This is a genomic window from Paenibacillus farraposensis, from assembly GCF_020736845.1.
GTDB classification, from domain to species: domain Bacteria; phylum Bacillota; class Bacilli; order Paenibacillales; family Paenibacillaceae; genus Paenibacillus; species Paenibacillus farraposensis.
Genome location: NZ_JAFFQR010000029.1, coordinates 163,726 through 186,229, shown reverse-complemented (window position 1 = coordinate 186,229; position 22,504 = coordinate 163,726). Strand labels below are relative to the sequence as shown.

Below are 22,504 nucleotides of genomic sequence, written 5' to 3'. Positions count from 1 at the left end.
TTATGAATCGGTGCAGCTGAATCAGGTATCCTTCTCTTGCTTTCGTTTTACTCCGATCAGATCGAGGAAGAAAACAAACAACGGAATACCTACAATCAAGCCCCAGATCCCAATCAAATGTTCAGAGAAAATCAATACGACAAAGGTAAAAAAGATCGGCAAATTGGTTTTGGATGACATCAGCTTCGGATTCAGGAAATAGGCTTCAATCGCATGAATAACCACGATCAGAACAACCAGGTAAATCACATACTTGGTTCCCCCGACACTAAACGCAATCAGACCAAGCGGTATTAGTGAAATGAACACGCCCGCTACCGGAACCAATCCCAGTAAAAATATAATGAGCGCCAAGCCCAGCAGATTAGGAAAACCCATAATCCAAAGAGCAGTCGTGGTCAATATACAGTTAATGAGTGAGATTAGTAGCTGGGCTTCCAGCACCTTCCCGAACGTGTCCAGAAACATGCGTCCAAAATGCGCTACTTCCTTGAAGAACCAGCCCAGCTTGCTATCGACAAACGTAGCTGTAAAGCGTGTAATATAGGATTTTTCCATCAGGAAAAACAAGCTCAAAATAATCGATACCAGCAATTGTGTCCCCAATTGACTGATTTTCAATACCGCATTCCAGCCGGGCTCAAATAGTCGCTGAACATTTAGCGTGTCCATAAACTCAATAATCGTCTCGTTCCATTGATTCCGGTCGGGATACATATACGCCTGCTGAATCATGAGGTACACCTGCTTGACCTGTACGCTGATTAGCGGCACCATGCGGTATACTCCCCACACGATGATCAGGATCAGCAGCCCGTAAACGAGCAGCAGCACAATCATTGGCGGTATATTGGCGAACCGCTTAATCAGCTTGTTCACTCCGTTATATATGCTGCCAATCAGGATCGTAAGCAACAGCGTTAACAAAATAATATTCATCATGCTTCTCAACATGAACAATAGCAAAATGATTATCGCAAGCACGGCTCCCCGCCTAACACCCGCATGATTCATCCAGTCTCTTACCATTCGTATTTTTTCCCTCTCTCCTGCTTGACTGTCAGTCTTGTCATTTGCTCCAGCATTCAGCTTTCCCTTTTTAACAATTTACTGTTGGCGATCAATAGTGATCCTACCATGACCAGGATTGCAATGGACCACCAAAATGTACTTTTAGCGTCTTCATGATCTATTATAATGAGTCTGATGATGGCCGTGATTCCAATATAGATAAAATACCGAAGGGGAAAATGAAAATTGGTTTTAAAGTACTTAACAATTAATGCGATGAATTCAAAATACAAGAAGAATACAAGCAGTTCCTCCGTAAATTCATAGTAATTCTTGTCTGCCTCTGAGTACAAAAAAACATAAGAGAAGATGGACCAGGTTTCCTTCAAAAGCAAGAAACATAAAACCAGTCCGACCAGAAACAACGAGATATTCAAGATCATTTGCAGAAAACCGGGCAGCTTCTGAATATACTTCGTGACAACATTCAATATAGATCCCCTCACAGGTTGTACAAGTTCTTTAATTATATTATCGTTGCAACAGGTGAAAAATGCTACATTACTCTAAAAGCAACTTACTGAAAGTTTACTGACCCCCGGAATAAAATAACCGAACAGAATAGTCCATAGCCCGAAGCGCGCAAACCATCCCTGATCATCATCCCCGTCATCGCACCGATAAAGCTGACCAGTATAGAGACGTTACCTCCTGCTCAGTAATTTCTTGAAGGACGGGAACGGAATACGGCTGACCATCAGGAACGATAGCACTACCATTAGCGTGAGCAGCAGCCCCGACTTCAGATGCTCACTCCACAGAAACATAAAGGACACAATCAAACCCGCAGCTGTAATTGGCATACCTACAAAGCCTGTGCTAAAAGCCATCAGGTTGAATCTGGCCAGTCTTACCGCACCACATATCACAAACAAAACAGCTACAGTCGGCCCTATCCAATGGGTATCTCCCAGCTTGTAAAGCAAGATCAAGAAAGCAGGTGCAACGCCAAATGAGACCACATCCGCCAGCGAGTCGAGCTGCTTGCCAAAATCACTGGAGCAATGCAGCAGCCTGGCCAGCAAGCCGTCCAGCACATCCCATAAAGCAGCCACTACCACGAGGGTAAAGGCGGTCATATAATGCCCATGAACCGTGAAGTAAAGGGATAAGACCCCTGCCCCGAGATTTGCAAGCGTGCAAATTGATGGCAACCATTTCCATTTCATACAACTTAACTCCTTTGCTATATCTTAGCTCCGAATACGACGACAAAACGAACGCCACTCTCGGTATTCTCCGCCTTATAATGGAATCCGTGCAAATCCAGAATTCGTTTGACGATGGACAGCCCGAGTCCTGTACCGCCCGTCTGGCGGCTGCGTGATAGCTCAGCCCGGTAAAACCGGTCCCATATCTGCTCCAGTTGATCTTCAGGAATTGTCTCCCCTTTGTTTTCAATGGAAAAGGTACTCCTATCCCCGGAGCCTTCGACACGAATCGTGATCGAGCTTCCTTCCTCAGCATGCCGGATGGCATTGATGACGAGATTGAAAATCACTTGTTCCAGCCAGCCCGCATCGGCATAAATCGGCATCTCGTTGGCAGGGATGATGACCGCTTCCAGCCTTTTTTCCTTTAACAGATGGAATAGCTTATCTACTACCTCCTCCACCAGCTCACTCAATATAAAGGTCGTCTTGCGAAGCCTGAGCGTGCCGGATTCCAATTTGGCAAGGTCCAGCATATCCTGAACCAGCCGCTCCATTTTGTCCGCTTCCTCTACAATGACCTTCACATAATGATCCTGCTTCCCGGCGCTAACCCCATCCTGTAGTCCCTCTGCGAAGCCTTTAATAATACTCAGCGGGGTCTTCAGCTCATGCGAAGCGTTGGCAAAAAAGTCCTGCTGCACCGCCTCCATTCGCTGCTTCTGCTCCATGTCCTCGACCAATTGCTGATTGGCCTCCTGAAGCTCGCGCAAAGCGGAATTCAGGTTCTGGGACAAGGTATACATGCTATAGGATAGACTGCCCAGCTCATCATTTTGCCGGATGGGTGTATGGGCGCTAAAGTCGAGTTTGGCCATCCGCTTGGCGGTATTGTTCAAGGCAATCAGCGGACGAGTGACCATTCGAGAATAAAACAGGGACAAAATCAAAATCAGCGCAAATCCCCCAATACCCAAATATAAATAAAACCAACGCAGAGCTTCATTGGTCTCGCTGATTTCCTGCAACGATGTCACCGTGAACAACAAATCGATGTCTCCCGTGCTCTGACGAACAGGATAGACGATAATCACATTATGTACACCTGTCCAGGGTTCTGTCCATTCTTCTTCCAGTACTTCGAAGTTCTTGAGCTTCTCCAGATGCGTCTGCGATAAAGGAAACCATTCCTCCAGCGCACTAAACAGCAATCCCTGCCGTTGGCTTAACGTTTTCAGGTCAGGCATGACGATGTCCGTCACTGTACCGGTCCATTTGATGCTGCCTTTTATACCGATTTCATCCAACCCGCCTATATTTTTGAAGCCAGGCTTATGGATGATTGCAGGATACATCACATCGGTCGAAGATACTCCATTGTTTTCTAGTACTTCACCTTCAACCGTTATTGTATCCCCTGGCTGAATTCGGGCCGCTCTCAGCTCTTCTCCGTAATGGCTCATAAATAGAGTCAGCGATATCTTGACGATCTTGCCATCTGCTTTTCTGAACGTAATATGAAACGGATCTTCCAGCTTGATTTTGCCGTCCATTGATACAATGGCCAGCAGGTTCTTGTTCTGGAGCATAAAGCGGGCTGCCTCGCGCGAAACCCTGCCAGACCCCCAAGCCTCCCTGGCATAGCTCTGACCGAAGCTCTGCAAACGGCTTTCCACGCGCCCCACCTTCTGCTGCTGATAAAAGTCTTCAAAAAACAGCAGCTGGCACAAAATCACCATACCGTAAAAACACAGAAAAAATGCAACGGTCATGATGAACAGCTTGAAGGTTACTCCCCGTTTGCTCATTCTTCCTCCTCAAACCTGTAGCCTGTACCAAAAACCGTACGGATATGACGTGATTCACGGCCCAGCTTGCTTCGCAGTTTTTTGATATGAGTATCGACAACCCGTGTGTCTCCTTCAAAGTCCATCCCCCACACCCGGTTTAGTATCGCATCCCGTGAAATGACCGTGCCTTTATGATGTACAAGCAGCCTTAGCAGCTCATACTCCTTGGGCGTCAACTCGACTTCTGCCTGATCCACCTCAAGCCGATGAGCCAGCGTATTGAGAATAGCACTGCCGAATCGCAACAAATGCGACTCCGGCTGCACTTGTCCGTCCACCCGCTTCATCAGTGCGTTCGCGCGCGCGATCAGTACCTTGGGACTGAAAGGCTTGGTAACGTAGTCATCCGCCCCTAGCTCAAAGCCCAATATTTTATCATCATCGCCAGATTTGGCTGTCAGTAAAATAATAGGTACACCTGAGCGGCTGCGTACCTGACGGCACACCTCCCACCCATCCATTTCCGGCATCATGATATCAAGGACGATCAGGTCAGGCTGAACCGAATCAAACCAGATTAGCGCATCTTTTCCATTGCCTGCTTCATAGACTTCCCATTTATTCTGTTTAAAATAATCCGCAATCACTTCACGAATACGTAATTCATCCTCGACGAGCAGAATTCTTTTATTCAATCGATTTCCCTCTTTCGGTCATTCTATGAGAACAGCATACCAAAGAGATGTGTCTTTTATGTGTTCTTAACACTGCCTATCAGCAGAAATGTTCACGGCAGATTCCACCTTGGATTAGGGCAAATTTGTCATGGCTCAGACCATCTCTTCCCTTTTGATCCTATCCTATAATAAAAAGAGATACAAAGTGAACAGGAGGGGCAATACATGAACAATCCAACCATTCAGTGGTTTTCCACTTCCATGGCCCAGGCTTGGCAATCCAAATCTCATACCCTTGCCGAAACCCGGGAGCATGCGAACCTGACCATTACAGAAGAAATGCATCAGCTGGTCGAAGGCTTCGGCGGCTGCTTTAACGAACTGGGTTATGTGGCCCTGAACCACCTGGAAAGCACCGAGCGGGAGCAGGTGCTCCATTCGCTCTTCCACCCCGAAGGCGAGCACAAATTTACGATTTGCCGGCTGCCCATTGGAGCCAGTGACTACGCGCTGGAGTGGTACAGCCACAATGAAACGGACGGCGATCTGGAGATGAAACACTTTTCCATTGAATGCGATCAGCAATATCTCATTCCCTTTATTCGGGAAGCGTTGCGGCTCAATCCGGACTTGAAGTTGTTCGCTTCACCTTGGAGCCCGCCGACATGGATGAAATCGCCCAAAGCCTACAATTTCGGAACTCTGCGCTGGGAACATGACATTTTGAAAGCGTATGCAATGTATTTTGTCAAATTTGTTCAGGCTTATCGTGAAGCAGGAATTACAATCCATCAGATTCATGTTCAAAATGAAGTTATTGCCGATCAAAAGTTCCCTTCCTGTGTATGGGCGGGAGAACAGCTGCGTGAATTTATTCGCGACTATTTGGGCCCTGCTTTTGCAGAACACGGACTGGATACGGAAATTTGGCTCGGTACCATTAATGCCCCCGATCCATGGGAGGAATTAACGAAGAAGACTTCCACCGGATTTGACGAGTATGCCCATACCGTGCTGAGTGACCCGGAAGCCTACAAATATATTAAAGGCGTAGGCTATCAATGGGCAGGCAAAAATGCCATTCAGCGCACGGTTGCCAGCTATCCCGAGCTTCGATACATGCAGACTGAAAATGAATGCGGAAACGGGGAAAACTCATGGGATTACGCTAAATATGTATACAACTTGTACCAGCATTACTTTACCAACGGTGTCAATGCTTATATCTACTGGAATATGGTTTTGGAGCCAAAAGGCAAAAGCACATGGGGATGGGAGCAAAACTCGATGATTACCGTTGATCCAACGAATCGAAAACCTACCTTGAACCCGGAATATTACGTCATGAAGCATTTTTCTCATTTTGTATTGCCAGGGGCCAGACGCATTGGGCTTCGCGGGTCATGGACTGGAAATGCCGTTGCCTTCCAAAATGCTGACGGACAAAGGGTGCTGGTCATCGCTAACCCGTTCCACGAATCACGCGTGCTGAATCTGTCTGTGGGAGAAACAACACACCGTCTGGAGCTGGAGCCGGAGTCATTTAACACCATCGTCATTCCTGCTTAACCGTTGCAGGTTCTGGATTTATCCTACATTGTGCACATCATCAAGCATCATCCTCCTGTCTATCATTATCAAAACACTGCTTAGTTTCCAAATGGGATGTATCTCCCTTTACGAATAGTAGTTATAAATAGTATACTTGATTCAACTACAGACAGGAGGGCGATGAACATCACTACTGTAAAAGACCGGATTGATTTGAAGCTGATTAATTGTGATAAGGAATTGACCCTTGCGGTTATCGGCGGAAAATGGAAGCTGATTATTTTGTGGCACCTCGGCATGGAGGGTACCAAGCGGTTCGGCGAATTGAAGAAGCTCATCCCTCATATTACGCAAAAAATGCTGACCAATCAGCTGCGAGAGCTGGAGGAAGATAAGCTTATTCTTCGCAAAGTTTATCCTGTGGTCCCTCCGCATGTGGAATACTCACTGACCGAGCATGGCGAGAGCCTGATTCCGGTACTGAAAGCCATGTACGACTGGGGGCAAAACTATCGCGAAAACGTGATTTGGAAAGATGGAGAGGTTGTTCAGGACGTTACACCTGTGTAATCAGCCTTATCTTCTTCATGCCAAAGAGTCTCTGTTTCCACTAATAAAGCGGCGCAGAGGCTCTTTTTGTATCCATTTTAATCTGCACTTAAAAATTACCTCTGGTGCCACTACGCAGTCGGATGATGCTTCCCATCGCTACCGCCTTCGGATTTCTTGAATTAAGTCTATACCTTGTGCGAATAATGTTTCTCGATTCATATGAACTTCAACCGTTAACACAAAAAAGCCTGAGACTGTTCATGACAGGCTCAGGCTTTACACTTCAATCAGTCCATGGCTAGATTATGCACGCAGCTTGCCCGAACGAATATCGTCCGTCATTCCTGCGTAAGGCGCCTGGGAAATCAATTGCTCGTTGTTCACACCCGCATTTTCAATGAAGGTAATGTTTGCAAATTCAGGGACTACATACTTCGGATAAGTTTCGTATTTTTCACGCGATTCTTCCATTAGCGGAATAAAATCGTTTTGATAGCGGACCGTAATCTCTGGATGCTCATGCACCCATTTTGGGAAGAAAATAATGCCGTGCATACGTTTCTCCTCAGGCATAAAGTTTAGAACAACGTCTGTGCCTGTCGGTTCGGTCCACGATACTTTATACACATTCTCCACTAATTTCACCAAATTTACCTTCTGATCACGTACCCATCGCCCGCCTACCATGCCACTATGGATACGGTAATCAATCGTATCTTCATTCTTAATGTAAATTTCGTATTCCCAGCCATTCTCATAGGTGTAGATCATGTGGCTTCCGATAAATTTGTCCATCGCACATCCTTCTTTCCTTATTATGATTTTATGAATTGAATGAGACAATGAAAAAAATAATTTTAAACATGTAAGTATGGACATGTTTTATATTACATTTAAATTGTAGCACTGTGATATACTAGTGTCAAATACCCCATGATGAGGAGAGCTACGTTGAAACGAATATTGAAATATGCCATTTTGGGCCTGGTTCATAAACAGGAAATGAGCGGCTACGATATTACGAGCCAGTTCAAGCAGGAAATCGGGCAATTTTGGAGTGCCAAGCACAGCCAGATTTATCCTGAACTCAAAAGGCTAACCGAAGAAGAGTTAATTGAATATCGCACCTCCATTACAGGAGCCAAGCTAGAAAAGAAGCTGTACTGTATCACACCAAAAGGAACTCAAGAGCTGATCGAGTGGCTGGTAAGTCCCAAAGAGCTGCCGGAAACGGAAAAGGATGAGTTTATGCTGATGCTGTATTTTTCAGCCGCCGTCCCCAAGGAAAAGAGCAAGCGGCTGTTCGAGGATCAGATCGCCAAACGTAAAAGGAAGCTGGAGCATTTATATGAGAGCAAAAAATCCCTCCAACTGTTGGACGAAAATCTTCAAGCTCCTGGCTCTCGGCAGTTCGGGCATTATCTGGTGCTGAGTCGTGCCATCAATCGGGAAGAAAGCTATATTGCATGGCTGGAAGAAACGCTGTCACTGTTTGAAGAATAGCTTTTGGAACGCAAAAAAATCCATTTCGAAAAATGGGTTTATACCTGTTTGTGAAATGGCTGAAATGCTGGTAGCATTTTCAAATGAGGCTGCTGAGGACCCATAGATCAGACGGAGTAACACAAATAAGCGGTGCCACGGGAGCCTCCTTTATGAGCACCGTTGCCGGTTTTACGAGCACAGGCTTTTCGATTACCTGATCTAAAATGACAAGTGCCCCGCAGGATACATCCTGCGGGGCACTCTCTTTATATTAAAGCGAAATTTTCACTTCTTCTCCATCTTCCCGGATGGCAAATGTCTTGACTTGTCCGGTATCTGGGTCTTGAACGATACCTGTCTCCAAATCAATCTTCCAATCGCGCAGCGGGTCATAAATGTAATGACCGGATACGATCGCCTCGGTAAGCGGCCCACCCTTAGGATGCGGGCAAGCATTTTCAACAGCGTAAAGCTTGTTCTCCGAAGTGCGAAATACTGCGATTTCCTTATCATTCAACCGGACAGTCCGTCCTATTCTATTAGGAAAATCCTTACTGTGACCAACAATAAGCCACTCAGCATGTTTGATCATTCGCTTGATTGCTCCCTTCTCCAGGCATGATTTGAACAAATTCACACAACAGACGGTGAAACGGCCTCAAATAAGTTTTTACGTGAATTCTCATCATTGATGATCTTTTTCCATGGGTCTTCAAGTTGTTTCAGCGTAAATTCGATTCGTTCGATTAAAGCTTTGCGATTATCCAGATCGTGAACGACAGCCTTCCGAATTTCTTCAAGTCCGATTCGTTCCACCCATTCCGAGGTACGTTCCAGATATTGACCTGTTTCACGGTAGAACTGCATCACGCTTGCCACAATATCAATGAGTTCATCGTCGGTCTTCACTTTGCAGAGCGAATCAGCCAGCCGTGCTTTAATACCGCCGTTGCCGCCGATAAAAATTTCCCAGCCTCCATCATTACCCACAATTCCGATATCCTTCGTACATGATTCCGCGCAGTTGCGTGGACATCCATTAACCCCTAATTTGAATTTTGCCGGGAAATCCAGTCTCTCGAATTTCCGCTCCAGCACCTCGCCCATTCCCATCGAATCCTGTGTGCCAAAGCGGCAGAATTGTGATCCAACACAGGTTTTAACTGTACGAAGCGATTTGGCGTAGGCATATCCCGACGGCATGTCGAGTTCTTCCCATACCTTTGGCAAATCTTCTTTACGGACACCAATCAAATCCAGCCGCTGGCCGCCTGTCACTTTAACAACCTTAACGTTGTATTTAAGAGAAACATCCGCTATTTTTTTCAAATCCTCTGGAGTCGTTACACCGCCGTACATTCTTGGGACTACTGTGAATGTTCCGTCCTTTTGAATGTTCGCATGCAGCCGCTCATTTACAAAACGTGAATCTTCCTCATTCTCGTGGGTATCCGGGTTAAGCATACCCAAGTAATAATTCAGCGCTGGCCGGCATTTGGAGCATCCTTCATCATTTTGCCAACCTAGTACATTCATTACTTCACGTGTCGTTGTAAGGCCCTTGGTTTTAATCGCCGCAACAATTTCATCCCGGCTCAATGTTGTACACCCACATATTCCTTGCTTGGCCGCTGACTTGAAGCTGTCGCCTAGAACATACTGGAGAATTTGTTCTACGACCGGCTTACACCCTCCACAGGACCGCGTTGCTCCGGTACATGCTTTAATTTCGTCGACTGTGGTCAGTCCATTTTCATTGATCGCATCAACAATCGCTTTTTTGGTCACACCGTTACAGCCACAGACAATTTCATCATCAGCCATCGTTTCAGCGGATAAGGCTTTGGCCCCGTCTTTACTGCATCCGGTTCCCATGAGCTGTCCATATATCTCATCCGTCATCAACGTTTGCTCACGCACATATTTTTGCAGGCTGACAGATTCAGTCACATCTCCGAACAGTACAGCTCCAACAATCTGGTTGTCACGAAGCAGCACTTTTTTGTATGTGTGCTTCCACTCATCCTTGGCTACAATCACCGTATGATCAGGCTGGTCTATGAATTCGCCAGCCGAGAAAACATCCACCCCTGAAATTTTGAGCTTGGTGGAAACCACTGACCCCTTATAGCCTTCAGTGTCCGCACCTGCCAAATGCTTGGCAATGACACTTCCCTGTTCAAACAGCGGAGCAACCAGACCGTAACAAATCCCGCGGTGTTCAGCACACTCCCCTACAGCATACACATCCGGCATGGAGGTTCTCATCAAGTCATCGACTACAATTCCACGTTTCGTTTCCAAGCCACTTTGCACAGCCACCTGAATATTGGGCTTGATCCCAACAGCCATAACGACCAAATCCGCTTCCAGTTCGCTTCCGTCCGAAAACCGCAGTCCCTGTACCCGCTCCTGACCGAACACCTCTGCCGTTTGCATTTGCATGGCAAACTTGATTCCCTGACGTTCCAGTTCTTCTTTCAGCATTGAAGAGGCTTCCCGGTCCAGCTGACGCTCCATCAAGTCTTCCATCAAATGAACGACCGTTACGTCCATACCGAGATTGACCAGGCCTTTGGCTGCTTCCAGTCCCAACAGCCCACCACCAATGACCGCTGCCTTTTTATAGGTTTTCGCCGCCTCGAGCATTGCCGTACAATCGGCGATATCCCGGAAACCGATGACGCCTGGTAATTCTTTTCCCGGAATAGGCAAAATAAATGATTGGGAGCCCGTAGCTATCAAAGCTAGATCGTAATCAATTTCCAATCCGTCTTCCGTGTGAATCTTCTTGCTTTCCCCGTCGATGCTCTGTACCATTTTCCCAGTATATAAAGTAATACCTTGATCCTTGTACCATTGCAAATCGTTCAGTATGATATCCTCAATGGTCTTACTACCCTCCAAAACATAAGAGAGCATAATCCTGTTATAGTTCGGATGTGGCTCACTTCCAAGGACCGTAATTTCATATTTATCCGTTAATTTTAAAATCTGTTCGACCGTATTGATACCAGCCATCCCATTACCTATAACAACAAGCTTCTGTTTACTGTTTATCATATACCGGTTCCCTCCATTCATTCGGCGATATTTCCTATCCGACGACATCTCCTACGTTCCTATAAATATTGTCTATATCTCTATTTTAAAGCAACAGGCCGGACTATATGTGATTTCGATCACAAAGTAGTCCGAATTATAAACATCAAGGGGTTTCCCTACTCTGATTCAAGGGGTAAAGGTAAGAAATTGAAATTAAAGGTGCAAATCAGAGGCTAAGAGAGCCTATTCTGCATGTAATTGAAGTATTGCAGCAGAAAGGTTATTTTCATCCGCATATCGATAAAGAATGGGCCATTAATGTCCTCCACAAAAAGGGGTAATACCCTTAATAGGACGATTATTCCATTGGGCGTTCTCTTTTTCAATGGATGAATTCCCTATAAATGAGCAAAACGGACCCTGTCCCACATTTCATGAGTAAAGAAATCCTATATTAGGAATACTTTATTGGCAAAAGCATCATTGAGACCCATCTCTATAAATTTCCATTCCGTGATGAAGGCGTAATCACTCTGCTTCCCATCACCTTGCCTCCATTTCATAGAAATGGATGAACGGATACCACAACAGTGCAGGACTTATCATTACAAAATGACATCTGCTCGACTACACAATTTGAAACACCGGACGATCTTCAACAAAATGTATCGGGAGCATTGGAAACTGGACGGCAAGTGTATCCGCAAGATATTTCATACCAGGCGCTTCGCTTTCGGCATGTCCCAGCATGATAAGGGCTCTGCGTTGACCCTGATACACTGCGTCCTTCACATATTCCGGCGTTTCCCATTCCGGCCCTTCACCGGCAATGATCAAATCGACATTTTCATCCGAAAATAACGGAATGGCTAGTTCACCGCCTCCCCTGTACCCTACCGCGACCCCTATTCGTTCACATGGCATCGAAAGCTCGCCAGCTACCCGTACATAACGAATATGAAGCTTGGCTTTGATATATTCGGCGACCTCCCTAACTTCCATAGTTGGAATTTCCAAAATGGTGGCCGCCGGCAACTGTTTGGCAACGCAGGTGTGCCAGTCGAGTGCCTGAAGAAGTCCCATCATTATTCCATCCGGTTGATAACGGTGTATGGTGTCATGAAAACGATAAATTCCTATCCCCGAGTCGGCGATCAGACGGGATTTATGCTGAAAAACAGAGTCTTGCAGACAACCTTCCTGTATCCCCTGATGGCTGTAAAAAATCCCTTCATGCGTAATGATAAAATTCGCGCGTAGCGAAACAGCTTGCTCTATGACATATTGCGATGCACAGAAAGCGATTACAATTCCATGCACTTCAGCATCCTTATGCCCTGGTTCAAGCAAGTCCACCGTCGCATTGGGCATGCTTATTCCCTTGGTCAGGTGATCCACCATCCGCCCCATGGTTATGGTCATACATATCCCCTCCTTATGGAGAATGCGCATCAATTATACCATTTTATTTCAATCATGGGTTCACTTTTTCTCATAAAAAAGCCAGCTCTAGAGAGCCGGCTGTAACGCTTCAACGATCCAATAATTTTTCATGGCCATCGTTGAACGCTTGTAGATTCGCCTGCAGATTATTGAATATTTTAACCAGTATAATCTAAGCGTTTACAAATTCAAAAAGCGGTTCCGGTCAAAGATGGCTGCTTGACCGGATCACTTTACAAATTGGCTTAAGCCAATACACCAAGAGCGTATCCAATAATTCCTATTGCAAATAGAGCAAAAATTAGAGCTATAGCATTCACTTTCTTTTTGAGCAGTCTCATGCACAAAAAAGTCAGCAAGAGAGGTAACAGGCCGGGCATCAATTGATCCAGAATCATCTGTATCGTCGTAACCACCTCTACTCCATCCGAACGGGTGTATCTTGATACTTCCAGTGGCACATTCAGAGTAGTCCATTTGGATACGAGTGCGCCCATGACAAAAAGTCCTAGGATGGAGGCCGATTCCGTAAGCTTTTGCAGCCGGTTTCCGGACATATCGGACACAATCTCCGTCCCTTTTTGATAGCCGTATTTTAGTCCGTACCACTTGGTTGCCAGACGAATAACATTAAAGAGCAAGAAAAAAAGGACAGGCCCGATCACGCTCCCGGATAAAGCAAGGGAGGCTCCGAGCGCAGCCAGAACGGGGCGCAGCGTTCCCCAGAAAATAGGGTCCCCTACCCCGGCTAAAGGCCCCATCAAGCCGACTTTCACTCCACTTATGGTAGCATTGTCAATCGGCTGGCCATTGGCTTTCTGCTCCTCCATAGCCGCCGTTACACCCATAATCGGTGCAGAGATAAACGGTTGAGTATTAAAAAACTCCAGATGCCGCTTTAATGCTTCTTTTTGGTCTTCCTTCTTGCTGTATAGCCGCTTGATTGCCGGAATCAAGGTGACACAAAAACCAATCGACTGCATACGCTCAAAGTTAAACGAGCCCAGCAGGAACCATGAACGGAAAAACATTTTGTTTAAATCGCTTTTTGTCAATTTTTTTTCTTCCATAGTACCCCACTCTTTCATTAGGTATTTCTTTAGAGCTCTTCAATTTCACCCATTTGATCTTTTCGCTGGCTATATTTAGGATTGAGCTGAATATACAGCAGAGCCAGAACCGCCCCCATGATTCCAAAGCCAACCAGATTGATGCTTGTAAATGCCGCGATGACAAAGCCCAAGAAAAAGAAAGGCATCAGATATTTGGCTGACATCATGTTAATAACCATGGCATACCCTACAACGACGATGAATCCTCCTGCAATTTGCAACCCTTTTGTAATGACATCCGGGATCGAATCCAGTAAAGTCGTAACGAGACCGGTTTCTGCTGCAATAGCCACCAATACAGCAGGCAGCGCGACGCGTAATCCCTGAAGAAGGAGGGCGATGAAGTGACATAATTCAATTCCTCTGAAATTTGAAGATTCGGCATATTTATCTGCCAGGTGCTGAAAAAACACGGTAATCGTCCTAACAAAAATGGTCAGCACTTGTCCGGCAGCCGCAATCGGAATCGCAACGGCAATTCCGGCGCCGATCGACTGGTGCCCGACAATAACCAATAAGGTTGAGACTACACTGGCCAAAGCCGCATCTGGAGCCATGGACGCCCCGACATTCATCCAGCCCAAAGCCATCAATTCGAGCGTACCGCCTAGAATAATACCTGTTTTGAGATCCCCCAAGACCAGACCGATCAGTGTGCACGCTACTATAGGCCGATGAGTCTGCCCTTCATCCAAAACACTGCCCATTCCGCAAATGGCTGCAACCAGCGCTACCATTACGATTTCAAAAACACTCATGTTTGACCCCCTCTCTTATGCCAACCTGCTGCTAAAACTGAACATTCTGAAGCTTGTTAATCAAATTGATTTTAGGATCACTGGCTACTTTTCTAATTTCCAGTTCAATCCCCTTTTCGTGCAATTTATGAAATGCCTCTACATCCTGCTTGTCTACGGACACCGCTCCGGTAATCTGTGTTTTGCCTTCTTTAAAGCACATCCCGCCTACATTTACCGATGTGAACGGTACCCCACCTTCTACAACCCGCAGTACATCAGTCGGATTAGTAAACAGGAACAAGGTCTTAAAATCGTTATATTTAGGGTTGTTGTAAGCTTCAATCGCTTTCGCAATCGTGACGACATAAGCCTTAATTCCCGGCGGCGCCACCTGTAACAATAAGGTTTTGCGTAGTGTATCCGCAGCGACCTCATCGCTGACAGCGATAATTTTGTTACACTTCGTTTCCTTCACCCATACAGTAGCTACCTGACCATGGATCAGACGGTCATCAATACGAACAAATGAAATTTCCATACCTATAATTCCTCCTCTGTTTGTATGTCCCGGATGCCACGAAAAGACTTCATCGAATCCTGACCCGCACGGATTGCCAGATCACTCAGATTCTCCACGTTCTCCAGCCCTCTATTTGTCAGCAGGTCTACGATCATTGGCAGGTTTACTCCTGTTACAATGTCCATTTTTTCATAGCCGGCTACAATCCTGCTGGCTGCATTATAGGGGCTGCCACCAAACAAATCGACGAGAAAGATAAGTCCATCCGTCCAATCAATCGTTTCCAATGCCGCTTTGTACTTCTCAACGAGTCCGTTAACGCTTTCACCAGGCTCAAACGTCACCCCTACCACATTTTCCAGATGACCGAAAATCATTTCCGTGGATCTTAAGATCTCTTCGGAAAATTTCCCATGTGTTCCAACAATAACACCTATCATTTGTTTCACCCCCTCCTTGCATCCTTCGTCTATACTTACTATGCAAGTCTCGTGCCAACATTCTGTATGATTCGTTCCATCATCAAAAAAAAGACCAAACCCTCGGCTGTTCCGGGGATTTGGTCTTTTCTCACCACCTGCTTATTTTGCTCATCCGCATAATTCATACACATCCAGCATCATTTTATACACTTACGCCATTACTCGGGAATACAGTTATATACTTCGCTTAGGAATTCACAAATATAATATTTTTCATCATTGGTCAGTTTCATGTTCATACTGGATGCAAATATATTGCAGGAACGGTTCACCGCATCAAGAACTCGTTGATCAAGCGAGGAAACATCCTCTTGATATATTAACCCTTCTCCAATAACCATTCGTTCCATGGCATGAGCCGTATGAACGACAAGCTGAACTTTCTTTGCATAATGAAAGTCGACTTTCAGTTCCTGTTCCAGCTGCTCGATAAATTTCATCAAGATTCCCAAGATTTTGTGGGGATTCAGATAAGTCATAAACTCCTTTAGTGTATCCTCACATAGATCTCTAACGACAATGCTTTCGTTAGCATGCATAACAGGCAGTTGATTATTCAGCAACAGCTCTCTTAATGCCTGTTCACCGCTTGCCTCGATCAGTTTTTCCAAAGGAATAAACGGTATATTCAGCTCGCTTGGACTCTTAACTCCAATCACGGCAAGAATCGTATGCTTGGTCCGTAAATCCTTCACCACTTTGTCCAATTCCCTGATCTTTGCCGGCACAACGGCAATTTTCTCTTCTGTTAAGTCGTATACGACCTTCTCCACAAACTCCTTCAGCTTGACTGCAGCGCCTTTACCAGAAGAACAAACCGTCACAATTACCTTATTACTGACCTTCTCTGCTTTCACTTCGGCGTTTCCATTGTTATATCCACGGAAGTCCTTCAAAGATTGATAGATTTCCTCTATATTCATATCAAAAATACTGGCCTTTCGCACAGCCTCCAACGTAAGTGGAGTTGAAACCATATCAATGGTTCTAACCTTGATCCCGACACGTTCCATAATGGTTGCTTCAAAATTAAGCAGGGAGCCCATATCAACCAGCAGCAATACGCCTCTGCCATTATCAATATCCTTTACTTTTTCAATAATAACCTCCAGGATTTCTCTGGGGCTGACATCCAGAGGCATGTCTACTGCGCAAATATTTGAGCTTCCCAGCAGGCTGTCGACAACACCGACGATACTGCTTGCCGTACTGTTACCATGTGCAGCTACGATAATCCCCACATTTCCCTGATGCTCCTCTTCCACCGATTTCAGAAGAATCGCCACATAGGTAGTCTCGGCATCAGGCACGCTGACTTCGAACTTGGATTCAATCAAATCCTTGATAATGAGTGCCAGTCTGTATTCTTCATCCTGATCATTAATCGGATCATAGATTTGTTTGCTGACATATTTTTTCTCACGGATTCGCTTTAAAAAGGCACTCAAATGAAGGCTGAAGGCATAAACAAACCTGTCGCTGTACTTTCTGTTCAGTTCTTTTTGAGCCATCTCCTGCATCTGTTCAGCGAACTCCAGGATGTTTCTGCCCACGATTTTAAGGATCCGTTCCCGTCCCCCTTTGATGGTATAGAATCGGTTATAGAAGCTTTTGATATGAATATTGACATCTGTAGTAATAAATTTATTAATAAAGTTATCGTCGAGTCCTTCTTCCTTAAGCATCCCTATTTTGTCTTCAATCAATTTGTAAAGGTTAAACGGCAGTTCAGAAGCGTCTGTTTCATCCATTCCTTTGCTACCTTCAGGAGTAATATACAGCGAGGAGTTGACGATTTCCATTTCGGCAATCTCCTTGCGGTTTTTCCCCATATTAAATAGACCTTCCTTGATATTTCCAGGCAAAATTTTAAAATCAAGTTCAATTTCTTCCTTATTTTCATGTATGCTGTTCAGAAATCCTTTGGCACACACAAGCTGAATGTTCGATTTCAACTGGCCAATATTGCCATAGGTTACGCTGCCAATCAGTGCTTTTACAGTTTCCAGTTCAACCCGAATCGGCTTGTTCACACGATGGGCCTCGTTTGCAAAGAGATGCTTTAGAATCAAAAACCGCTCTTCAACTGTTCGCTCTTGCAGGGAAGGAATGTTGATCGTAATCGGTATCCGTCTAATAAAGGTTTTAAGCATGGAAGAACCGGGATCTTCGGTCGTAGCACCGATGAGCAGCACATTCGCTTCCCGCTTGCGCTCTGACTCGCCCAATTTGTTATAACTGTTGGTGTCCATGAAATAAAATATCATTTCTTGGCCTTCTGGAGGCAGCCGATGAATCTCATCCAAAAACAGGATGCCTCCATTAGCTTTCTCGACCAGCCCCTCCCTCTCCCGATCAGCCCCGGTAAACGCCCCTTTCACATGACCAAAAATGTGGGAAAGTAGCAGTTGAGGGTTATTGTAATAATCAGCGCAGTTAAATACGACAAACGGTGCTTGCTCTGAAAACCGCTTCATATATTTCCCATAATTATACATTAACCTGGCGAACATCGTTTTTCCCACGCCAGTCTGCCCCACAATCAGCGTATGCAGGCCCTTTGGCGGGTATAATATCGCCGCTTTTCCCTGCTCCACCTGATTTCTCATACTCCCCATGAAACCGATTAAGGCGTGAAACGGATCGACTTGCTCTCCAGGCAGCAATATTTCATTAATGCTGTTGACTTGGATTTGTTTCTCCTTCAGTTGGACTCTAAAAATCTCCTCAATTATCTGCTTGTGCAAAAACTTGACGGGTCTTCCTTTGATTTTAATAATCAAATCGGCGCGAAGCAGGCTGTTTAGCTCCTTGCTTACATTATTTCTTAGCATATTCTGATGATCGGCTATTTCCGCCGCCGTAATGCCATCGCCGTCCAGCAAAGCCTCTACCGACAGTTTCTTTGTACCCTTGGCAATATACTCTAGGATCTCATCAATTCGTTTCACAGTATTCCCCCAGGTGACTAGTTCTCATGTAATTAGTATATTAAAAAAGAAATAATCCTCTACAAAAAAATAAACTCACAAATTTTCTTTTCCAAGATCAGAGGTTGGCAGTATAATTGCATTAGCTTCACGAATAAGTTTCACTAAAAGCTATATTGTTGCCCAGCAAGGAGCTGAGATAAAATGATACGCTACGGATTACAGCAAGAGCAAGCATTCAGGCTGGTTATGACTCCTGAATTACGACAAGCTATCACGATTCTTCAATATTCTTCAGCCGATCTAATGTCCTATCTTCATGAGCAAGCGGATGAAAATCCGATCATTGATTTGACAGAGATCGACATGTCCATCGAAAGAATAAATAATGAGGAAGAACATTCACCACGAAAAAACGATAATCCGGTAGATATTCTGGATTTTGTCTCTAATCCTGCAGATAATTTATATAGACATCTCAAAGCGCAACTTGGGATGGTCCGCGGGTTATCCAAGCTACAACAGATGATTGCCATGTTTCTTATTGGGAATTTAAATGATAAAGGCTACCTCGAGCTGGAGGTAAATACAGTTGCCGGAATACTTGGTGTCCCTACCGAAGAAGTTGAAAATATACTCGCCCTGATCCAAGGCTTTGAACCGGCAGGAATCGCCGCCCGCAGCCTGGAGGAATGCCTTCTTTTGCAGCTGCGGTATGCCGGCAATGATGATGTTTACCTGGAAGAGGTCGTGCGGCACCACATGGTCAACCTTTCATGTAACCGCATACAAAAGATCGCGGACGCTCTGGGTATCGACATTCGCGAGGCACAGCAAATCACCAACCAGATACGCAAGTTGAATCCTTGTCCGGGAGCGGCATTCGCCCCATGTGAACACCAATATCATATAGCAGATATCTCGGTAGAGAAATCCAAAAACGACTACATTGCGACAGTTAATGATATCACAGTCCCACGCGTTGGGATTAATCCTTTTTACCAGCGAATGCTTCGGGAGCAAGGGATGGGGAAAGAGAAGCAGTTTCTTCATGAGAAGATGAATACAGCATTATGGCTTATTCATAGCCTTGAGCAACGCCGCCTGACCCTGATGCGTGTAGCCCAAGCCATTGTTGATAGGCAGCAGGAATTTTTCGAGCATGGTGTTCATTATCTCAAACCGATGACCCAAAAGGAGGTTGCTGAAATAACCGGCTTGCATGAATCTACGATCAGCCGGGCTGTCAGTAATAAATACATACAGACGCCCCGTGGATTGTTTGAGCTTAAATATTTCTTCACCTCCGCCCTGGGGTCAAAAGACGGAGATGCCACTTCATCGGAGAGCGCAAAAATGCGTATTAAGCAAATCATCGACGACGAAGAAAAACGAAAACCGTTTTCGGATCAGGCAATCACAGAATTGCTGGCAAAAGAAGGGCTAGAGCTGTCACGCAGAACAGTGGCCAAATACCGGGAAGAACTCGGATATCTTTCCTCTGGTAAGAGAAAGATATTTTAAGGCTTCGGTGACCATATCGGTTATAGCCCTCAGAAGTATTTCTCATTGAGCAGGTCTAGGCGGCGATTCGCCGCCCTCTGGCCTTGACTCGGTCATGGCGGCTCAACAGAAATCCCACCAAAGAAGCGGTGGATTGCTGAAAAATCATGCCCAGCACCACAGGCAGCGCCACCGGGGCCGGGAAATAGATAATGGCATGCACGGCTCCTGCGCTGATATTGCGCATGCCGCCGTTAAAGACAAGCGCCGTTCGGCCGGCATCATTCCATCTCATCAGCCTGGAGATCAGGTAACCGATCACAATCCGGTAGAAGCAAAGCCAATTATCGATAGGCATACCCCCGACAAGCTTTAGATTAAAAACCCGTCAGATATGGCGCGATTACAGACCCGTATTCATCACGACAAGAGCCATAGCCAACTTGGAAAACGGACCTAATCGAGCTCTCCACACCTCTTTGATCTTTCCCTACCCTATTCCACCGTTCCGTAAACGATCTGAAATACACGATAAACCGCCAAAGATAGGCTTTTTTTGATATAAACTAAAAAATTTCAGCTTAAGGATAGGTATTCTGGCCAAATTATTATAATATGAAAGGTATAAAAATTTTCAGCCCACAGAGAATATTTACAGAAAGAGAGTGGTGATATACCATGCAGGGAGAAACGTTGACACGGGGCTTGAAAAACAGGCACGTACAGCTAATGGCCATCGGAGGGGCAATTGGTACTGGATTGTTCCTGGGAGCAGGAAAATCAATCCACCTGGCAGGTCCGTCCATCCTGATCGCTTACATCATTACAGGTATGGTTCTGTTCCTGCTTATGCGAGCATTGGGAGAGCTGCTGCTCAGTAATTTGAAGTATCATTCGTTTGTAGATTTCGTAAGTGATTATTTGGGGAATATGGCCGCTTTTATTACGGGTTGGACCTACTGGTTCTGTTGGATTTCAATTGCGATGGCGGACCTGACGGCAGTCGGGCTATATACTCAGTATTGGTTTCCGCAGGTTCCTCAGTGGATGCCAGGGTTAATCGCCCTTGTGATTCTGCTCCTTATGAACCTGGCAACGGTTAAGCTGTTCGGAGAGATGGAATTTTGGTTTGCCCTAATCAAGGTTTTGGCGATTCTGGCCTTGATTGTCGTTGGATTATTTATGATTGTCAAAGGCTTCTCCACCGCCAAGGGACCTTCGAGCTTCACGAATCTATGGAGTCATGGCGGAATATTCCCGAAAGGGATTCATGGTTTTCTGCTTTCTTTTCAAATGGTGGTCTTCGCCTTTGTAGGCATGGAGCTTGTTGGACTGACAGCAGGGGAAACCGAGGACCCTGAAAAGGTCATTCCGAAGGCGATCAATAATATTCCGATCCGGATTCTGCTCTTCTATGTTGGCGCATTGCTGATTATCATGAGTATTTATCCGTGGAACGAGATTGTGCCGAGCGAAAGCCCGTTTGTACAGGTATTTACAGCCATCGGCATGGCCGCAGCAGGGGGAATTGTCAATTTTGTTGTGCTGACGTCTGCGGCTTCCGCCTGCAACAGTGCTATTTTTAGTACAAGCCGAATGGTGTATTCCATGGCCAAGGACCGCAACGCTCCGAGCTCGCTCAGCCGACTGAACGGCAGGATGGTTCCGTCCAATGCGTTGATGTTCTCCAGTATCGTCATTCTGATTGCGATTATCCTGAACTATGTAATGCCGGAGGGGGTATTTACCCTGATTACGAGTGTATCTACCGTTTGCTTTATCTTTGTTTGGGGAATTATCGTGATCAGCCATATGAAATACCGCCGTACCCAGCCGGAGCTGGCTCGCCGCAACCCATTCAAGCTGCCGCTGTACCCGCTGTCTAACTATGTGGTACTGGCTTTTCTCGTCTTCGTTCTGGTCATCCTGGCATTGGCCGAGGATACGAGAGTGGCGTTGTTTGTTACGCCGGTATGGTTCATACTGGTAGCCGCAATCTATCTGCTCAGAAAGAAAAGCTCGAGTTCGAACAAACAGTAGCGTATAAAGTTCGTTTCACACGAAAATCGCCCAACTGGATGGGGCGGTTTTCGTGCCTTTATAGAAGCTGAATGCTCCTGTATATCTCAAAATCTCCACAGACATGGAGCTGCAACACTGTAAGCAACCATTATAGTTGATACTCAACTTTTTTTCATACAACTGAACCACGATATGCGTCAGAAACTTCTTGAGCATGATCATAATAACCTCCACCTAGTTTTGGAACAGGGTTGCCATCTAGGTCTCTCTGTGCTCCTTTTAAATCCATTTCGGTTAAATTTGAGTATGTTCTTTCTTGTTGATTCAAAGTAGCCCTTCTCATTAACAGAGTTTTTGATTTCCGCTCAGTTTCATCCAGGTCTTTCATAAAAGGACTTTCCCTATACGTCCCATACTCTATCAATTAAAA

21 protein-coding genes are annotated in these 22,504 nt (G+C 45.5%); 5 read left to right on the top strand and 16 right to left on the bottom strand.

Annotated features, from left to right (window positions below):
* Positions 1-21 precede the first annotated feature (21 nt).
* The 5 genes from JO375_RS06180 to JO375_RS06160 form a co-directional block, all read right to left on the bottom strand.
* On the bottom strand, positions 22-1,029 hold the full coding sequence (locus JO375_RS06180) for an AI-2E family transporter (RefSeq protein WP_229523623.1): 1,008 nt from the start codon (positions 1,027-1,029) through the stop codon (positions 22-24).
* 56 nt (positions 1,030-1,085) lie between these two features.
* The gene (gene psiE / locus JO375_RS06175; RefSeq protein ID WP_229523622.1) at positions 1,086-1,502 is read right to left on the bottom strand and encodes a phosphate-starvation-inducible protein PsiE; all 417 of its coding nucleotides are present in this window, start codon (positions 1,500-1,502) and stop codon (positions 1,086-1,088) included.
* Between the two features lie 213 nt (positions 1,503-1,715).
* Complete coding sequence (pssA, locus tag JO375_RS06170; RefSeq protein WP_229523621.1) at positions 1,716-2,240, bottom strand: CDP-diacylglycerol--serine O-phosphatidyltransferase; 525 nt, start codon at positions 2,238-2,240, stop codon at positions 1,716-1,718.
* A gap of 17 nt (positions 2,241-2,257) precedes the next feature.
* Positions 2,258-4,030: a sensor histidine kinase gene (locus tag JO375_RS06165; protein WP_229523620.1), complete on the bottom strand. Its 1,773-nt coding sequence runs from the start codon at positions 4,028-4,030 to the stop codon at positions 2,258-2,260.
* Positions 4,027-4,707 (bottom strand): response regulator transcription factor, encoded by a 681-nt coding sequence (locus JO375_RS06160; protein ID WP_229523619.1) that lies wholly within the window; start codon positions 4,705-4,707, stop codon positions 4,027-4,029. Before JO375_RS06160 ends, JO375_RS06165 begins: the two co-directional genes overlap by 4 nt.
* Before the next feature lie 207 nt (positions 4,708-4,914).
* Here JO375_RS06160 and JO375_RS06155 point away from each other — a divergent pair, with 207 nt between their 5' ends.
* Positions 4,915-6,258, top strand: coding sequence for a glycoside hydrolase family 30 protein (locus JO375_RS06155; RefSeq protein ID WP_229523618.1), 1,344 nt, complete (start codon positions 4,915-4,917; stop codon positions 6,256-6,258).
* A 162-nt stretch (positions 6,259-6,420) separates the two neighbouring features.
* Positions 6,421-6,810 (top strand): winged helix-turn-helix transcriptional regulator, encoded by a 390-nt coding sequence (locus tag JO375_RS06150; protein WP_229523617.1) that lies wholly within the window; start codon positions 6,421-6,423, stop codon positions 6,808-6,810.
* 285 nt (positions 6,811-7,095) lie between these two features.
* Here the strand turns inward: JO375_RS06150 and JO375_RS06145 are convergent, their stop codons facing one another.
* Positions 7,096-7,587, bottom strand: coding sequence for a phenolic acid decarboxylase (locus JO375_RS06145; RefSeq protein WP_229523616.1), 492 nt, complete (start codon positions 7,585-7,587; stop codon positions 7,096-7,098).
* 156 nt (positions 7,588-7,743) lie between these two features.
* Between JO375_RS06145 and JO375_RS06140 the strand changes: the two genes are divergently transcribed.
* On the top strand, positions 7,744-8,295 hold the full coding sequence (locus JO375_RS06140; RefSeq protein WP_267497668.1) for a PadR family transcriptional regulator: 552 nt from the start codon (positions 7,744-7,746) through the stop codon (positions 8,293-8,295).
* A gap of 253 nt (positions 8,296-8,548) precedes the next feature.
* Here the strand turns inward: JO375_RS06140 and nirD are convergent, their stop codons facing one another.
* The 8 genes from nirD to JO375_RS06100 all read right to left on the bottom strand — a co-directional run bounded on the left by nirD (position 8,549) and on the right by JO375_RS06100 (position 18,570).
* On the bottom strand, positions 8,549-8,869 hold the full coding sequence (gene nirD, locus JO375_RS06135) for a nitrite reductase small subunit NirD (RefSeq protein ID WP_229523615.1): 321 nt from the start codon (positions 8,867-8,869) through the stop codon (positions 8,549-8,551).
* Positions 8,870-8,910: 41 nt separating this feature from the next.
* Positions 8,911-11,340, bottom strand: a complete 2,430-nt coding sequence (gene nirB, locus JO375_RS06130) for a nitrite reductase large subunit NirB (protein WP_229523614.1) — start codon at positions 11,338-11,340, stop codon at positions 8,911-8,913.
* Positions 11,341-11,949: 609 nt separating this feature from the next.
* On the bottom strand, positions 11,950-12,744 hold the full coding sequence (locus tag JO375_RS06125) for a Nif3-like dinuclear metal center hexameric protein (protein WP_229523613.1): 795 nt from the start codon (positions 12,742-12,744) through the stop codon (positions 11,950-11,952).
* A gap of 266 nt (positions 12,745-13,010) precedes the next feature.
* Positions 13,011-13,853: a PTS mannose transporter subunit IID gene (gene manZ / locus JO375_RS06120; RefSeq protein WP_322098700.1), complete on the bottom strand. Its 843-nt coding sequence runs from the start codon at positions 13,851-13,853 to the stop codon at positions 13,011-13,013.
* 11 nt (positions 13,854-13,864) lie between these two features.
* Positions 13,865-14,635, bottom strand: a complete 771-nt coding sequence (locus JO375_RS06115; RefSeq protein ID WP_229523611.1) for a PTS mannose/fructose/sorbose transporter subunit IIC — start codon at positions 14,633-14,635, stop codon at positions 13,865-13,867.
* Positions 14,636-14,666: 31 nt separating this feature from the next.
* Positions 14,667-15,155: a mannose/fructose/sorbose PTS transporter subunit IIB gene (locus JO375_RS06110; protein WP_025682751.1), complete on the bottom strand. Its 489-nt coding sequence runs from the start codon at positions 15,153-15,155 to the stop codon at positions 14,667-14,669.
* A 2-nt stretch (positions 15,156-15,157) separates the two neighbouring features.
* Complete coding sequence (locus JO375_RS06105; RefSeq protein WP_229523610.1) at positions 15,158-15,577, bottom strand: PTS sugar transporter subunit IIA; 420 nt, start codon at positions 15,575-15,577, stop codon at positions 15,158-15,160.
* A 200-nt stretch (positions 15,578-15,777) separates the two neighbouring features.
* A complete protein-coding gene (locus tag JO375_RS06100) occupies positions 15,778-18,570 on the bottom strand; it encodes a sigma-54-dependent transcriptional regulator (RefSeq protein WP_229523609.1) in 2,793 nt (930 codons plus the stop codon).
* A 183-nt stretch (positions 18,571-18,753) separates the two neighbouring features.
* Here JO375_RS06100 and rpoN point away from each other — a divergent pair, with 183 nt between their 5' ends.
* Entirely contained in the window at positions 18,754-20,073 is a 1,320-nt protein-coding gene (gene rpoN, locus JO375_RS06095; RefSeq protein WP_229523608.1) for an RNA polymerase factor sigma-54, read from the top strand.
* Between the two features lie 55 nt (positions 20,074-20,128).
* On the opposite strand, the gene JO375_RS06090 is transcribed toward rpoN, so the two are convergent.
* Positions 20,129-20,410, bottom strand: coding sequence for a hypothetical protein (locus JO375_RS06090; RefSeq protein WP_377529165.1), 282 nt, complete (start codon positions 20,408-20,410; stop codon positions 20,129-20,131).
* Between the two features lie 320 nt (positions 20,411-20,730).
* Here JO375_RS06090 and JO375_RS06085 point away from each other — a divergent pair, with 320 nt between their 5' ends.
* The gene (locus JO375_RS06085) at positions 20,731-22,092 is read left to right on the top strand and encodes an amino acid permease (RefSeq protein ID WP_229523607.1); all 1,362 of its coding nucleotides are present in this window, start codon (positions 20,731-20,733) and stop codon (positions 22,090-22,092) included.
* A gap of 154 nt (positions 22,093-22,246) precedes the next feature.
* On the opposite strand, the gene JO375_RS06080 is transcribed toward JO375_RS06085, so the two are convergent.
* Complete coding sequence (locus JO375_RS06080) at positions 22,247-22,462, bottom strand: polymorphic toxin type 28 domain-containing protein (protein ID WP_229523606.1); 216 nt, start codon at positions 22,460-22,462, stop codon at positions 22,247-22,249.
* Positions 22,463-22,504: the final 42 nt, after the last annotated feature.